The organism is Streptomyces aureus (assembly GCF_000725495.1).
In the GTDB taxonomy this organism is placed as follows: Bacteria; Actinomycetota; Actinomycetes; order Streptomycetales; family Streptomycetaceae; genus Streptomyces; species Streptomyces aureus_B.
This window is the reverse complement of the sequence record NZ_JNZD01000006.1, coordinates 136,753-151,449: the sequence shown is the minus strand read 5'-3', so window position 1 is coordinate 151,449 and position 14,697 is coordinate 136,753. Positions and strand designations below refer to the sequence as shown.

Genomic DNA, 14,697 nt, shown 5'->3' with positions numbered 1-14,697 from the left:
GTCAGTGGTCCGGCTCTGTGGTGGGTTCGGCGAAGGGCTCGTCGTGCCAGCGCCAGCCGGCCGTGTTGTCGGCGTGGATGTGCAGCATGAACTCGGCGACCGGGCTGCCGTCCGGGAACGTCATGGTGAGTGCCTCGCGGATCCGGGCGTCGCAGGTGTCCAGCCGGTCCCAGTCCTCCTCGTCGACGGCCAGTTCCTGTTCGGCGAACACCGAGCGGAACTCCTCGAAGCCGGGAAGTGTCTCGACCCGGGCGTGCGTCCAGGGCATGTCGGTGCCGGTCACGGTGAGGCGGGCTATCTCGCGTCCGGCGTGGTGGAGCCGCCAGACACTGCCAGCGGTGAGGTGCGGGTTGGCCATCCATCCATCATGGCGACCTCCACTGACAACGCGGGCCGTCAGCCCGGTGAGGGCGGCGCGGCCGAGCGTGGCGCGGCCATGGACGCCCGCGGGGGAGTGCCGGGGGACCGGTCGGCCAGGGCCCGGGCGACGGCGGCACGGCAGCGGCGGGTGAAGCGGGGCCACGGACGGGACGACTCCGGAGGCCAGAGTGCGGCGAGCGCGGCCAGCACCGCCCACACCCCGATCCACGCCGTGGTCCACAAGCCCGGATCCCGGCTGGGCAGCCCGGGCACCGCACAGCGCGTGAACATCGCGTGCAGGGCCATCCCGAACGCCGTGACGAAGGAGGCGGTCAACGCGGGGACGCGGTAGGAGCCGAACGCCGTGCGCAGAGGCGCGCGGCGCGTCCGGAGACGGTCGCGGAACCGCCGGAAGTGTGGGTTCGTGAGCAACTCGTCGACGGTGGCGCCCTTGTGATGGCGCAGCAGTGTGACGAGCGTGGCCAAGACGGGGTCCTTCTGGCTGCCGAGCCGCCCGAGCGGCACGGTGATCCGGCCGTCCGCGTCGATCTCCGCGTCCCCGGCCTCGACCAGCAGGCGCACGGCCACCTCCGCCGCGTACCCCTCCCGCTGAGGCGGGGCGCCCTCCCGCGAGGCGCCGAGCCACCAGGCCGCCTGGAGAGGGTCGGGCTCCGCGGCCCGGGCACCCCGCAGAAAGCGCCGCTCGCCCCGCGTACGGCGCCACCAGGCCCCGTACAGAACGAAGTTGAACGCACCGAACCCCAGCAGCCAGCCGCCGGCGATCCATGGCAGCGGGCCGCTCATGAGCCGGCCTCCGCCGTTCCCCTCGTCGGACACGACACCGGACGATCCCCCTCGCGCTCCCCGGTTCCCCTTCGAACGTCCGCCGTCAGCCTTCCATGCCCACCACGGTCCTGTTCGTGGGTCCGGGCGACTTCCGGCGGATCTCCCGGATCCGCCGCACGAGGGACGCGGCGGCACCCTCCCACTCCGGGTGGGCGAAGACGAACCCGGCCGCGTCGAGCCGCCCGGGCACCACGCGGCGGCTCTTGAGCAGCAGTTCGGTGTCCGAGCGCAGCGCGAACGCCCCGAGTTCGGCCATCATGCGGGTCGCCGGTAGCCCCACCGGGACGCCCCAGGCGCCGCGGAGCGCTCGCATGAAGGCGCGCTGCGGAAGGGGGCCCGGCGCGGCGAGGTTCACCGGACCCTCGAGATCGTCCCGGGCGATCAGGAACTCCACCGCGCGCACGAAGTCCTCGTCGTGGATCCAGGAGACGTACTGCGTCCCGCCGGCCACCGGACCGCCGAGGCCGAGCCGCGCCAGCCACGACAGGACGTCGAACACCCCGCCGCGGTCCGGGCTCATGACCATCGCCGAGCGCAGGGCGACCTTGCGGGTCGCCGGAGTCGGCGCCTCGGCCTGCGCCCGCTCCCAGTTCCTCGCGATCTCGACGCTGTAGGCCCAGTAGTCCGGCACCCCGGGCTCCGAGCCGCCGATCACCCCGGTGGCCTCGTCGTGCGCCGCGTCGAAGCTGTGGGCGTAGACCGTCGCGGTGCTCATCTGCAGCCAGACGCGCGGAGGCCGCGTGGCGGCGGCGATCGCCTCGCCGACGACCCGGGCCGAATCCACCCGGGAGTCCATCATGGCGCGCAGGTTCTCGTCGGTGTAGCGGCACGAGACGCTGCGTCCGGCCAGATTGACGACCACGTCGCAGCCGTCGACCGCCTCGGCCCAGGGGCCGAGCGTGGCCCCGTCCCACGCGATGTGGTGCGCCCGCGTGGGGCGCCGGGTGAGCACCGTGACCTCGTGTCCCGCCGCCGTGAGGGCGCGGTCGAGGATCGCGCCCACCTGTCCGGTTCCTCCGGGCAGCACTACCTTCATCGGATCCCCCTCTGCTCGACCCGGCGTCAGCCTAGCCCTACGTTTTGAACATGTTCAACTCTCGTCGTGCTGAGGCGAGACGGGAAGGCCACCGCAGGGGTGTGTCACACCCCTGCGGCGGCCGTCGGTGCGGACGGGGTCGACCGGTGCTCCTGAGCCGCTTCGGGGCTCCCGTGCTGCGGCGCCCGTTCGGGCTCAGCGGTCGGCCAGTGCCTTCAGCGTGGCCTCGGCGGTGGCAGTGCTGGACTGGGGGTTCTGCCCGGTGACCAGGCGGCCGTCCACGACGACCGTCGTGCTCCACGGAGCCCCGGTCTCCACCGTCGCGCCGCGCTCGCGCAGCACGCTCTCCAGGTAGAAGGGGGTGTTGTCGCCGAGGCCGCCCTGTCGCTCCTCCTCGTCCGCGAACGAGGTGAGGTCGCGGCCCGCGAAGGTGAAGCCGCCGTCGGGAGTGGTGGCGCTGAGCAGGGCGGCGACACCGTGGCACAGAGCGGCGACGACGGTGTCCCCGGCCTCGGCCTCGTTCAGGAGCCGGCCGAGATCCGCGTCGTGGGCGAGGTCGGCCATCGGCGCGTGACCACCGGGGAAGTAGAGCGCGTCGTAGTCGCCCAGCCGTACGTCGGCCAACGGCAGCGGGTGCGAGAGCTGGTCGTCGATGCCGTCCAGGTAGGCGCGGTACTCGGCGGCGTCGGACTCGGACACACCGCCGCGCGCGTCGAGGCTCAGCGCGTCGACCGTGGGACGGACGGCACCCGGAGTGGCGATGTCGACCTCCACTCCGGCCGCGCGCAGCACCTTGTGGGAGGCGGCGACCTCTTCCGCCCAGAAGCCGGTCGGATGGGTGGATCCGTCGGCCAGCGTCAGACGGTCGGCGGCGGAGATGATCATGAGGATCTTGGACATCGAAAGGGCCCGTTCCTATCGGTTGGACGACTCGGGAATCCGCTTCCCGGGACACGCGGACCTCGGATCCGGTGCGCTCGGGACAACCTCAGGATTCATCACGGGAATGCCTTGCCGCTTCTCCAGGGCATAAGAATACTTATGACGAGGCCCGGCCTGTGGCCCGCGAACGTGGCAGAACGGTGCCGTGACGTGGCAGAACGGGGCGGTAGGGCGCAGCACGGTACGCCGCCGCACGCCGTCGGCGGGCACGGGCCCACCGCCTTACGACGCTGTGCACCCTACGACGCCGCCCACCGCGTCGTACGAGGTCACCGCGCCGACGGCCGGCCCACCGCCACCCGGGTCGATCACCACGACCCGACCGGCGGCGAGGCGGTTCATAAGCTCGGTGATGGAGGGAGACGGACGTGCCCGGTCTGGACCTGCTGGCGACGTTCCTGGAGATCTACCGCACCGGGTCGCTGTCCGCGGCGGCCGAGCGGCTGGGGGTGAGCCAGCCGGCGGTCACCGGGCAGCTGGCCCGCCTGGAGGAACAACTGGGCGAGCCGCTGTTCGTCCGGTCGAGCAAGGGCGCCCGGCCCACACCCCGGGCCGCGGCGCTGGCCGCCCGCGTGGGCCTGCACGTCGACGGGCTGCGCACCGCCCTCGCCCCCTCGGGCGAGGAGCGCATGCTGCGGGGAACCGTCCACCTCGGCGGCGCTGCCGAGGTGATGTCCCTTCAGGTGCTTCCGGCCCTGGCGCCGCTGTCGGCCCGCGGACTGCGGTTCCGGGTGACGCTGGGCCTGGCCGACGAACTGCTGGCGGCGCTGACCGCGGCGCGGCTCGACCTGGTGGTCTCCGCGGTCCGTCCCCGGCAGGAGGAGCTGTCGGTCGCGCCGCTGGTTGACGAGGAGTTCGTACTGGTCGGCCCGCCGGCGCTCGCGCACGCCGTGGACCAGGAGCGGCTGTCCGCCGACCCGGTCGCCGCTCTGTCCCCCATGCCGCTGGTGGCCTACGCCACCGAGCTTCCGATCATCCGGCGGTACTGGCTCAGCGAGTTCGGGCGGCGGCCGCCCAACCAGGTCGCGGTCGTCGTCCCGGACCTGCGCGCCGTCCTGGCCGCGGTGGTGTCCGGCATGGGCATCTCCGTGCTGCCCCGCTACGTCGCCGCGCCGGCCCTGGCCGCGGGGCAGGTGGTGCAGATGCACCGGCCGGTGGTCGAGCCTTTGAACACCCTCTACCTGGCGTCGCGCCGCGACACCCCGGCGAGCCCGGCCCTCGCGGCGGTCTGGGAACACCTGGCCCGGGCGGCACAGGAGTGGAAGAGTCTGTGACGGCCGCGCACCGCACGGCGCGACGGACGTGCGGGCGACGATGCCGTGGGCCGTCCGCGCAGGTCATCACCCCTGAGCACCGAGGCCGGTGGCGCGAAATGGTGCCGACGGCTGTCCGGAACGCGGCCCCGTCCGAGCGTCGACTTGCGTTGGAGTGCGCTTCAGGTCATAGCGTCGAAGACATCACGGCGCACGGAGCCCGTGGACCCGGTTGCGCCGCGAAATCCCCGATCGTGGGACACGTGGCAGGACTGACGAGGGGCTTCGTGCCGACCGACGTACGACGCACGAGTGTGCGAGGAACAGCTGGGAGGCGGCATGCAGAAGCGTAGTCTGCGGGACCTGCAGGTATCGGCCATCGGCCTGGGATGCATGGGCATGTCGGCCTTCTACGGATCCGTGGATCAGGACGAGGGGATCGCGACCATCCGGCGCGCCCTGGACATCGGGGTGAACTTCCTCGACACCGCGCAGATGTACGGGCCGTTGACGAACGAGTCCCTCGTCGGCCAGGCGATCCGGGGGCGGCGCGAGGAGTACGTGATCGCCACGAAGTTCAACTACCGGATGGACGACGCCGTACCCGGCGACATCAGCACGGTCGGCCCGCAGGACGGCTCGGCCGAGCACGTCCGCAGCTCGGTGGACGGCTCCCTCCAGCGTCTGGGGACCGACTACATCGACCTTTACTACCAGCACCGGGTCGACCCGAAGGTGCCCATCGAGGAGACGGCCGGCGCGCTGGGCGAGCTGGTCGCCGAGGGCAAGGTGCGCCACATCGGCCTGAGCGAGGCGAGTGCGGAGACCATCCGCCGCGCCAATGCCGTGCACCCCGTCACCGCGGTACAGAGCGAGTACTCACTGTGGTCCCGGGACGTGGAGGCCGAGGTGCTGCCCGCCTGCCGTGAGCTGGGCATCGGCTTCGTGCCGTACTCGCCGCTCGGCCGCGGGTTCCTCGCCGGCCGGTTCAGCTCGCCGGACGAGCTGGACGCGAACGACTGGCGCCGCCAGAACCCCCGCTTCCAGGACGCCAACCTGGAGGCGAACCTGCGGCTGGCGGCGAAGGTGAAGGAGATCGCGGCCGAGAAGGACGTGACCCCGGCCCAGCTGGCGATCGCGTGGGTGCTGGCCCAGGGCGAGGACCTGGTGCCGATCCCGGGCACCAAGCGCCGCACCTACCTGGAGCAGAACGCCGCCGCGGTCGACATCGAGCTGACCAAGGACGACCTGGCCCGCATCGACGCGGAGCTGCCCGAGGCATCGGGCGAGCGGTACGACGAGGCGGGGATGCGCTCGGTCAACCGCTAGCCGGGTCAGCGAAGTCGCGCCTGACCAGGGACGATCCCGTGGCCGGGGCGTCGCCTGACCGGGAATGCCACCGGGCGGGGTGGAGCCCGTGGCTCGTCCGGCCCTTCCCGGCCGGTGGGCGACCACGCGCACGTCCGTGCCGGTCGCTGTCGACGGGCTCGGCCCCGGGCCGCTCGCCGACGGCAGGCGGCACGGATTCCCGACGCCCGCATCGAACCCGCGCTCAGGCGGCGAGCGCCGCGGGCTCTCCCAGCCGGGCGGCGGCCGTGCGCCAGGCCGCCGTCACGGCCGTGCGGGCCTGCTCGGTCCGGTCGGCGCCCGCTGCCGCCAGCCGGAGCGGCTCGCCCACGTGCACGTGCAGACGGGGGCGGCGCAGCGGCGCCGTGAAGAGCCCCGCCAGCTGCTTGGCCGTGCTGCCCGAGGTGACCCGGCGGGCGCCGGCCTGGCCGACGGGCACCACGGGAGCCCCGGTCCGTTCGACGAGCCGGGACAGTCCGCTGCGGAACGCCCCAGGGGTCGCCTCCGCGGCGTCCGCCCGGCGGGGGAGCCCGCCCTCGGCGTAGATCAGGACCAGGTGCCCGCGTTCGAGCGCGTCGACGGCTCCGTCCAGGGAGTCCGCCGCGCGCCGGTCGCCCCGGTGGACGGGGATGTGCCCTTCGCGGGAGAGCGCGCGTCCGAGGACCGGAACGCGCCACAGCCCGGCGGTCGCCATGACGACCGGACGCACGCCGAGGCGGTGCAGCGCGGCGAGGACGATCGCGGGGTCGGCGAGCGAGGTGTGGTTCGCGGCGATGATGCTCCCGGGGGCGAGGCCGGTGCCCGCTTCGGTGCTGATCGTGAGGCGGCCGACGGCGGGCACCAGGACGTCGGCGAGGCGGCTGAGCATGTTCGGTCTCCCGGACTCGGTGGTGGAGGCCTTCATCCTCATCGGCGCGGCGCACCGGAGCCTGAGTAGGCGCACTCATCTTGCGCGGTCCGCTACCCAGGGGCGCCCGGGGCGCCCGCCTCACACGTTCCGGGAGACCTCAGCCGTCGCGGAGCACGGACCGGGCCGCCGCGGATCACGGACCGGGCCGCGGCGGACCACGGACCGGGCCGCGGCAGATCAGGGACAGGCCCGACGCGGACCACAGACAAGGCCGTCGTGGAGCACCGACGGGCCGACGCGTCGCGGTCATCCCAGTCCGCTGTACGCGGCCATCACGATCTCCATGCCGCGATCGTCCGCCTGCCGCTCCCGGTCGATCATCTGATTCATGACGTAGGCCACCGTCATACGAGCCTCGGGATCGCCGACGACCAGCGAACCGCCCCAGCCGCCCCAGCCGAAGGTGTTGCCGAACCGGCCGAAGCCCGTCGTCCAGGACATCGGCGTCCCCAGCACGCGGTCGTCGCCGCGGAACGCCTCCTGCCAGGCGGGCTCGCACCCGCCGGGGGACAGCAGTCGTACGCCGCCGACCGAACCGTGGTTCGCCAGGACCGAGTGGACGAGCGCCACGGAGCGGGCGTTGCCGTACCCGTTCACCGCGGGGATCCGCGCCCGGCGCCAGGCCACGGAGTTGGCGTCCTTGACCCGGATCACCGCTCCGGTGTTCTCCCGGCGCGTGCCGTCCGGTCCCGGCGGTGCGTCGGCGGCGTAGTCGTCGGTCAGCGACGGTGGCGGGACGAGCGGGGCGAGACGGTGGTCGTCGGCGGCGGAGAGCCCGATGTGGAAGTCCGCGCCGAGCGGTGCCGCCACCTCTTCGGCGAAGAACGCGCCGATACCGCGCCCTGTGATCCGGCGGACGAGCTCGCCGATGAGGTAGCCGAACGTGAGCGCGTGGTATCCGGCGACCGTCCCCGGCTCCCATTCGGGTGGCTGCGCCGCCAGCCCCGCCGTGACGTCCTCCCAGGCGTAGAGGTCCTCGACCGTCGTCGGCCCGGAGAGGTCCGGAAGCCCGGCGGTGTGCGACAGCACGTGCCGCACCAGCAGGTTCTCCTTGCCGGCCGCGGCGAACTCGGGCCAGTAGGCGGCGACCGGCGCGGACAGGTCGAGCTCGCCCCGGTCGGCCAGGATCAGCGCGCACAGGGCGACCATGTTCTTCGTCGTCGAGTTCACGGCGGCAAGGGTGTCGCGCTCCCAGGCGACGGTGCGTCGCGCGTCGGCGTACCCGCCCCAGAGGTCGGCCACCGGCTCGCCGTCCACGTACACGGCTGCCGAAGCGCCCACGTCGTCCTTGGCGAGGAGGGCCGCGAGCGCCTCGCGGACCGCGGCGAACCTCGGATCACAAAATCCCCTGACATCGTTCATGTCCGCAAGCCTCCGGTGACCGCGGGGCCTGCCGCCCGACAATTCCCGGCCCGGATCTGTCGGGCGGAGCGCGATCGGATCGTGTTTGCTGGTCGTCCTGACGGCAGCGACGCCGGAGCCCGGGAGAAGGCAGGACGGACACACGTGCTGGAGCGGCTGAACCAAGCGCTGGACCACCTGGAGGCCCGCCTCGACGGGGAGGTCGACATGGCCGAGGTGGCCCGGATCGCCGCGGTGTCGGAGTACCACTTCCGGAGGCTGTTCGCCGCGCTCGCCGGGATGCCCCTGCCGCTCTACGTGCGGCGCCGGAGGATGACCCTCGCCGGGGCCGAGGTGCTGGCAGGGGAGCAGACGCTGCTGGACATCGCGATGCGCTACGGGTACGGCTCGGGCGAGGCGTTCGCCCGGGCGTTCAAGTCGGTGCACGGTGTCGGGCCGGGCGAGGCCCGGCGCACGGGCGCGGTGCTCACGGCGCAGCCGCGCATGTCGTTCCGTGTCGTCGTCGAGGGGAGTACGACGATGCGGTACCGGATCGTGGAGAAGGAGGCGTTTCGGTTCCTCGGCCGGAAGGCCAGGGTGCCGCTGGTGCACGAGGGGCTCAACGAGGCCGCCGCGGCGCATGTGAAGAGCCTGGACCGGGGGACGGTCGTCCGGATGAAGGAGCTGGCCGACGGGGAGCCGGCGGGGGTGCTGTCCGCGGCGGTGTACCTCGGCGACAGCCGGGAGGAGGGTGCTGAGGCGGACTACTGGGTCGGCGTGGTGACCGGTCCGGGGGTGGTCGCCGACGAGCTCGACGCCCTCGACGTACCGGCCGGGACCTGGGCGGTCTTCGACAGCAGCGGACCGTATCCGAGCGCCCTCCAGGACCTGTGGCGGGACGTGTTCACGCAGTGGTTCCCCTCGAACCTGTACACGACCCGACCGGGCCCGGAACTCCTGCTGACCCGGCCGGTGGAGACCGGCGCGGAGACGGACTCCCAGCTGTGGATCCCGGTCGAGCGGGCCGCGGGCAGTGCTGAAGGAGGGTGACACCATGTCGTCCGACCGCCTCACGCTGGTGTCCGAGGCGACCGCCGACCGTCTGGCAGCGGCCCTCGACGAGGAGTCGGGCGACTACTGCGACGTGCCCACCGAGACCGTCGAGCTCCCCTTCGGTGTGATCGTCGCGGCCAAGAACGTGCTCGCGGTGGCGCTCACGGGCGACACCACGAGGGCGGAGAACGCCGCGGGCTTCGCGAGGGACGACATCGCCCGCGCGGTGTACACCCACGGTGACCCCGACGATCTGGACGCCCGCGACGAGGACGAACTCCGGTGGCAGATCGAGTGGCTCCACCAGGTCAGCACCGCCGACCCGAAATCCGCCCGCGAAGCCTTCGCCGCCCACTCGGTGACCGAGCCCGCCTGGCAGTCGCACTGGGAGAGCTGAAGCTGGTCGGACTTCCCAACCGGAAGCCCGACCACGTCCGAGATGAGCCATGTCACTGCGGCCCCGGCTTCCGGGCCGTCGGGCACGGCGACGAAGCGACTTACGTGGCCGTGGCCGTGCGGGGACAGGCTCCGGTGTCCTCAGGCGGCCTCCTCGACCGGGTGTTCCTCGACGCTGTGGGAGTTCGTGAGGCTCAGTGCGCCGCCGGCCGTGATCAGTCCGACGAGGACGGCCAGCAGGGCGTAGATGATCCGTTCACCGTGGAAGAACGACGCGACCAGGTCGCCGGTCCAGGTGCCGGCCGGGAGCTGGGACGTGACCAGGGCGGCGATCAGGGTGCCGACCACGGCGGTGCCGACGCTGGAGCCGACCTCCTGGGCGGTGTCGTTGAGGGCGGCGCCGATCGAGGTGCGGTTGCTCGGCATCGCGCCGACGAGGGCGACCGCGCAGATCGTCATCACGGTGCGCAGTCCGATGGTCATCAGCACCATGCAGGCGGCGATGACGGCGTACCCGTGGTCGACGCCCCAGGAGAGACCGGCCAGCGCGCCGGCCAGGCAGGCCGCGCCGACCAGGCAGGCGATGCGGTGACCGAAGCGGCGCGCGAGCCACTCGGACAGGGGAGTGGCGAGCAGCATGGTCACGATCATCGGCAGATTGGCCAGGCCGGCCCGCACCGGGCTCCAGCCGTAGGCGTACTGGAAGTGGAGGATCAGACCGAACATCACGCTGGCCATCGCGATCGACGTCCCGATCTGGGCGAGGGCCGCGCCACGGACGGTGCCGTTGGAGAAGAGGCGCAGATCCAGCATGGGTGCCGCACTGCGGCGCTCGTGCCACACAAACGCGACGGAGGCCACGACGGCGCCGATGATCGACGCGAGGGTGGTCGTGGAGAGCCAGCCGTGCTCGACTCCGCTGGTCAGCGAGTAGCAGGCGAGGCCGATGGCGCCGACGCTCAGGACGGCTCCGGGGAGGTCGAGCCTGTCGGAGGTCAGGTCCTCGGGCCGGTCTGCCGGGACACCGAGCCGTACGCCGATGCACGCGATCAGCGCGATCGGGGCGTTGACGACCAGCAGCCACTCCCAGCCCACGTGGGCCAGCGCGGTGCCGCCGAGCAGCGGTCCGAGGACGAAGCCGGACATGCCGACGACGATCATCACGGTCATGGCGCGCATCCGCAGGGCCGAGTCGTCGAAGAGGCGGAAGACCAGGGAATTGGTGATCGGCGCCATCGCGGCGGCGGCGATGCCGAGCACGGCCCGCAGGGCTATGAGCTCGCCCGCCGTACTGACGAGGACGACGCACAGGCTCACCGAGCCGAACGCGGCGAGTCCGATCAACAGCACCCGGCGGCGGCCGAGCCGGTCGGCCAGTGAACCGGCGGTGAGCAGCAGTCCACCGAAGGTCAGCGAATACGCCCCGGTGACCCATTGCAGCGCGGTCGTCCCGCCGCCGAGGTCCCGCCCGATCGTGGGCAGCGCGATCGACAGCAACGTGTTGTCGACCATCTCGACGAAGAAGGCCAGACACAGCGCGGCCAGGGGAATCCAGGCCGCCCGGAGCGACGGATAAGTGCGTGAGGTGGGGGTTTGAAGGGTGGCGGTGGTCATGGCAATCAGTCCTTCCTATCGAACGTCGTACGGTTATCGAACGGCGTACGATGAGCTACGATAGAACAACGTTCGATACGACGCAAGAACGGTGGGAAGGACGCCATGACACGCCTGCAGAACCGCGCCACCGGGGGACGCCGACGGGCCTCGCACTCGATGGAGTCCGTGCTCACCGAGGCGGTGGCCCTGCTCGACGAGGCGGGGGCACCGGCGCTGACGTTCCGGGCGCTCGCGCAGCGCCTCGGCGGTGGCGTCGCCAGCATCTACTGGTACGTGGACAGCAAGGAGGAGCTGCTCGACCGCGCCACCGACCATGTGATCGGCGCGGTGCTGGCCGACGTCGAGCGGCTTCCCGGCAGCGACGACCCGATCGACGACCTCCGCGCCATGGCCGTGACGCTGTTCGACGCGATCGTGGACCGGCCCTGGCTGGGCGCCTACTTCATGCGCAACACCGAGGCCCAGAGCAATTCGCTGCGGCTGTACGAGAGGCTCGGCCAGCAGACCCTCCGCCTGGACCTCACCGCGCACCAGCGCTTCCACGCCGTGTCCGCGATCGTGGGCGTCGTCGTCGGCTCCGCCGTCGACATGGGCCAGGAGCCGCCCGCCGAGATCCTCGACGGCGCCGTGAGCCGCGAGGAATTCCTCGGCCGCTTCGCCCAGGCATGGCGGGAGCTCGACCCCGAGGAGTACCCCTTCGTGCACGAGATCGTCGACGAGTTCGACGGCCACGACGACGTCGACCAGTTCCGCTCCGCCCTGGAACTGACCCTCACGGGCCTCCGTCTGCAGGCGGGCACCCGACCTTGACATCGTCGCGGGCAGTCGCTTTACTCCCCGACGACACCGGAGCCGTGCTCCGTGTTCAGAGACACGCCCAGCCGGTATGCGGGCCTCGCGCCTCGAGTCCGGCCCGAGTCGCCAGGACGCCTTGACGCGTCCGAGGCGGGGACGTGCCCTCTTCCCCCTGGGAGCTCATCCACATGAGCCTTTTCCGGACCACATCCCCCACGCTCATGGGCACCGTCATCGGCGCCGCGGCGCTCGTCGGCGCCCTGGTCGCCCCTACGGCCTCCGCGCAGGCCGCGGCCGTGACGCTGCCGCCCGCGCACGTCGGCTTCGACTATCAGATCGGCGGCGCCTACACCCCGCCGGCCGGAGTCAAGGTCGTCACCCGGGACAACGAGGCCTCGCCCGCGGCGGGCCTGTACAACATCTGCTACGTCAACGCCTTCCAGGCCCAGCCGGGCGCGGAGAGCCAGTGGGACTCCGACCTGCTGCTGCGGGACGCGTCCGGCAAGGTCGTCTACGACGAGGACTGGGGCGAGGCCTTCCTCGACATCGGCACCGACGGCAAGCGGCAGCGGATCGCCGCCAGGATCGGAAGCGTGATCGACACCTGCAGGTCCAAGGGCTTCCAGGCGGTCGAGCCCGACAACTACGACAGCTACACCCGCTCCGGGAACCGCCTGACAGCCGCCAACGCACAGGCCTTCATCAAGCTGCTCTCCGCCCGCGCCCACACGGACGGCCTGGCCATCGCCCAGAAGAACACGCCCGAACTGGCGGGCAACCACACCGCCAACGGCCTGGACTTCGCCGTGGCCGAGGAGTGCGGCCAGTACGACGAGTGCGGCGACTACACGAGCGCGTTCGGGAACAACGTGATCGTGATCGAGTACACCAACTCCGGCAGGTCGAAGGCCTGCAACGGCTGGGGCACCAAGCTGAGCATCGTCCAGCGCGACGTGGACGTCAAACCGGCGGGCACCAGCGGCTACGTACGCAAGACCTGCTAGGTCCTGTCAGACAATTCCCGTCCGCCCCGGCTCTGGGCCGCAGGCCGACGTGAGCCGGTTCCGGCCTGTGGTGAGCGGTTGCCACAGGCCGGTCCGGTGGTCATCGTCCGGTGCGGGTCAGCAGGACGAGTTGCTCGAGATGCGGACGCCGCTGAGAGTCAGGCCAGGGCTCATCACGGTGGTCGTGTTCGGCCCGACGCAGAGCGTGCCCGCGTTGCTCCGCAGAGTTCATCAATTCCCCCTGGGATCAGTTCGGTTCGGGCTCATCGGTGAGCAGCGGGGCCTCCACCGCGGGGACGGCGCACACCGGTGCCGGGCACAGGTCAGGGTGCCCAAGGGATTCGCCGTCTGCTGCGGCGACAGGTCCGCGGACGGAAGGATCTCACACGGCCGCACAGGTGATGCACAGTCATGGTGCGCACTCATGGGCGGACTTCATGTGTGCAAGTCGAGTGCGAGGGCCGATGTGGGATGGGGCACTTCGCGGAGTGTCCGGCCGCGACATGCGGCGGGAGCCTCCTAGGATGGGCCCATGAAATCCAGCGTCCGCACCGGCTCCAAGGGGAGTTCCGCGCGCTGGATGTGGCTCGTCCTGGCCCTGGTGGCAGGGGTGCTGGGCATGCACGCGCTGTCCCCCGCCGGCATGCCGGCCGCGGGCAGGCACGACATGGTGATGACGACCGGAGAGCGCTCGGCGCCCGTCCACGCTGAGGGAGCGGACTGCCGGCATCTGACCGACGCGGGCGACAGCGGCATGGGCATGGACCACGTCGGCGGGACATGCGCGGCGGGCGGTACGTCCACCGCTTACGTGCCGCCCGCGCTGATGCCCGGCGTGACCGCGCATGCCAAACCTGCGGCCACCGTCGGTGGCGGCCCGGCTCCCGGGCCGGTCGACGGCCGCGCACCGCCCGATCTCTCCGAATTGCAGCTCCTGCGGATCTAGAGGCTCCCGCACGACGCCCTCCTGACGGGGTGGCGTGCTCCGGCCTGCATGAATCCGTTTCTCCCGCGCATGGGCGCGGGCACTTCAAGGGGTTGCACCTCTCATGACATCTCGCCGTTCCCTTTCCCGCCGAACCGTGATCCTGTCCGCCACTGTCACCGCGGCGGTGGTGCTGGCCGGCTGCGGCAGCAGCGATTCGTCCTCGTCGTCGAGGCACACGGGCCACGACACGGAGGCGACGTCCACCGCCGGTTCCTCGGGCACTGCTTCCGCCGCCAAGGGCAGCCACAACGCGCAGGACGTGTCGTTCGCCCAGGGGATGATCCCGCACCACCGGCAGGCCGTGGCCATGGCGGGCCTGGCCGCCACACGGGCGAAGTCCCAGCAGGTGAAGGACCTGGCCGACAAGATCGAGCGGGCGCAGGACCCGGAGATCAACACCATGTCCGGCTGGCTGAAGGCCTGGGACGCGAAGGTCCCGGACGCCGACATGACGGGCATGGAGAGCATGCCCGGCATGGACCACTCCGGCTCCTCGATGCCCGGCATGATGTCCGGCGACGACATGGCAAAGCTCAAGAACCTGTCCGGTGACGCCTTCGACAAGGCGTTCCTGCGGATGATGGTCAGCCATCATCAAGGTGCGATCGCCATGGCGAAGACCGAACGGGCCAAGGGCGCGTACGGTCCCGCCACGACGATGGCCACGTCGATCGTCACCTCGCAGTCCTCCGAGATCACCGGGATGGACAAGCTTCTCGGCCGCTAGCCGACCACGCGGCATCGGGCCCGGACGACCTCGAGGTCCCGGCCCGATGCCGACAGCCGCGACAACAGCCATGTCCGTACTG

General features: G+C 71.7%; 15 protein-coding genes. 8 read left to right on the top strand and 7 right to left on the bottom strand.

The genetic code is table 11. The features are described from left to right. Position 1 precedes the first annotated feature (1 nt). The 4 genes from IO36_RS13455 to IO36_RS13440 form a co-directional block, all read right to left on the bottom strand. Positions 2–358, bottom strand: a complete 357-nt coding sequence (locus IO36_RS13455; protein WP_037619718.1) for a hypothetical protein — start codon at positions 356–358, stop codon at positions 2–4. 38 nt (positions 359–396) lie between these two features. Further along, positions 397–1,164 carry a hypothetical protein gene (locus tag IO36_RS13450; protein ID WP_158997330.1) on the bottom strand — a complete coding sequence of 256 codons (768 nt, stop codon included), beginning with the start codon at positions 1,162–1,164 and terminating at the stop codon, positions 397–399. 85 nt (positions 1,165–1,249) lie between these two features. After that, positions 1,250–2,242, bottom strand: a complete 993-nt coding sequence (locus IO36_RS13445) for a TIGR01777 family oxidoreductase (RefSeq protein ID WP_037619715.1) — start codon at positions 2,240–2,242, stop codon at positions 1,250–1,252. A gap of 195 nt (positions 2,243–2,437) precedes the next feature. After that, positions 2,438–3,142, bottom strand: a complete 705-nt coding sequence (locus tag IO36_RS13440; protein ID WP_037619713.1) for a type 1 glutamine amidotransferase domain-containing protein — start codon at positions 3,140–3,142, stop codon at positions 2,438–2,440. 410 nt (positions 3,143–3,552) lie between these two features. Between IO36_RS13440 and IO36_RS13435 the strand changes: the two genes are divergently transcribed. Both IO36_RS13435 and IO36_RS13430 read left to right on the top strand, forming a co-directional pair. Then, positions 3,553–4,458 carry a LysR family transcriptional regulator gene (locus tag IO36_RS13435; RefSeq protein ID WP_037619711.1) on the top strand — a complete coding sequence of 302 codons (906 nt, stop codon included), beginning with the start codon at positions 3,553–3,555 and terminating at the stop codon, positions 4,456–4,458. A gap of 318 nt (positions 4,459–4,776) precedes the next feature. Next, positions 4,777–5,766 carry an aldo/keto reductase gene (locus IO36_RS13430; protein ID WP_037619709.1) on the top strand — a complete coding sequence of 330 codons (990 nt, stop codon included), beginning with the start codon at positions 4,777–4,779 and terminating at the stop codon, positions 5,764–5,766. Between the two features lie 223 nt (positions 5,767–5,989). Here IO36_RS13430 and IO36_RS13425 read toward each other — a convergent pair whose 3' ends face one another. Together IO36_RS13425 and IO36_RS13420 are read right to left on the bottom strand one after the other, a co-directional pair. After that, complete coding sequence (locus IO36_RS13425; protein ID WP_037619927.1) at positions 5,990–6,652, bottom strand: lysophospholipid acyltransferase family protein; 663 nt, start codon at positions 6,650–6,652, stop codon at positions 5,990–5,992. A gap of 288 nt (positions 6,653–6,940) precedes the next feature. Further along, on the bottom strand, positions 6,941–8,056 hold the full coding sequence (locus IO36_RS13420; RefSeq protein ID WP_037619707.1) for an EstA family serine hydrolase: 1,116 nt from the start codon (positions 8,054–8,056) through the stop codon (positions 6,941–6,943). Positions 8,057–8,200: 144 nt separating this feature from the next. On the opposite strand from IO36_RS13420, the gene IO36_RS13415 reads away from it, so the two are divergent. Beyond that, positions 8,201–9,085: an AraC family transcriptional regulator gene (locus IO36_RS13415; RefSeq protein WP_037619706.1), complete on the top strand. Its 885-nt coding sequence runs from the start codon at positions 8,201–8,203 to the stop codon at positions 9,083–9,085. 4 nt (positions 9,086–9,089) lie between these two features. Beyond that, the gene (locus tag IO36_RS13410; protein ID WP_037619705.1) at positions 9,090–9,485 is read left to right on the top strand and encodes a hypothetical protein; all 396 of its coding nucleotides are present in this window, start codon (positions 9,090–9,092) and stop codon (positions 9,483–9,485) included. Positions 9,486–9,625: 140 nt separating this feature from the next. Here IO36_RS13410 and IO36_RS13405 read toward each other — a convergent pair whose 3' ends face one another. Next, entirely contained in the window at positions 9,626–11,098 is a 1,473-nt protein-coding gene (locus IO36_RS13405) for an MFS transporter (protein ID WP_037619704.1), read from the bottom strand. A 159-nt stretch (positions 11,099–11,257) separates the two neighbouring features. Between IO36_RS13405 and IO36_RS13400 the strand changes: the two genes are divergently transcribed. The 4 genes from IO36_RS13400 to IO36_RS13385 all read left to right on the top strand — a co-directional run bounded on the left by IO36_RS13400 (position 11,258) and on the right by IO36_RS13385 (position 14,615). Next, positions 11,258–11,911, top strand: coding sequence for a TetR/AcrR family transcriptional regulator (locus IO36_RS13400; RefSeq protein WP_037619926.1), 654 nt, complete (start codon positions 11,258–11,260; stop codon positions 11,909–11,911). A gap of 173 nt (positions 11,912–12,084) precedes the next feature. After that, entirely contained in the window at positions 12,085–12,900 is an 816-nt protein-coding gene (locus tag IO36_RS13395) for an endo alpha-1,4 polygalactosaminidase (protein ID WP_037619703.1), read from the top strand. Between the two features lie 532 nt (positions 12,901–13,432). Then, the gene (locus IO36_RS13390) at positions 13,433–13,846 is read left to right on the top strand and encodes a DUF6153 family protein (protein ID WP_037619702.1); all 414 of its coding nucleotides are present in this window, start codon (positions 13,433–13,435) and stop codon (positions 13,844–13,846) included. 103 nt (positions 13,847–13,949) lie between these two features. After that, positions 13,950–14,615, top strand: a complete 666-nt coding sequence (locus tag IO36_RS13385) for a DUF305 domain-containing protein (RefSeq protein WP_037619701.1) — start codon at positions 13,950–13,952, stop codon at positions 14,613–14,615. Positions 14,616–14,697: the final 82 nt, after the last annotated feature.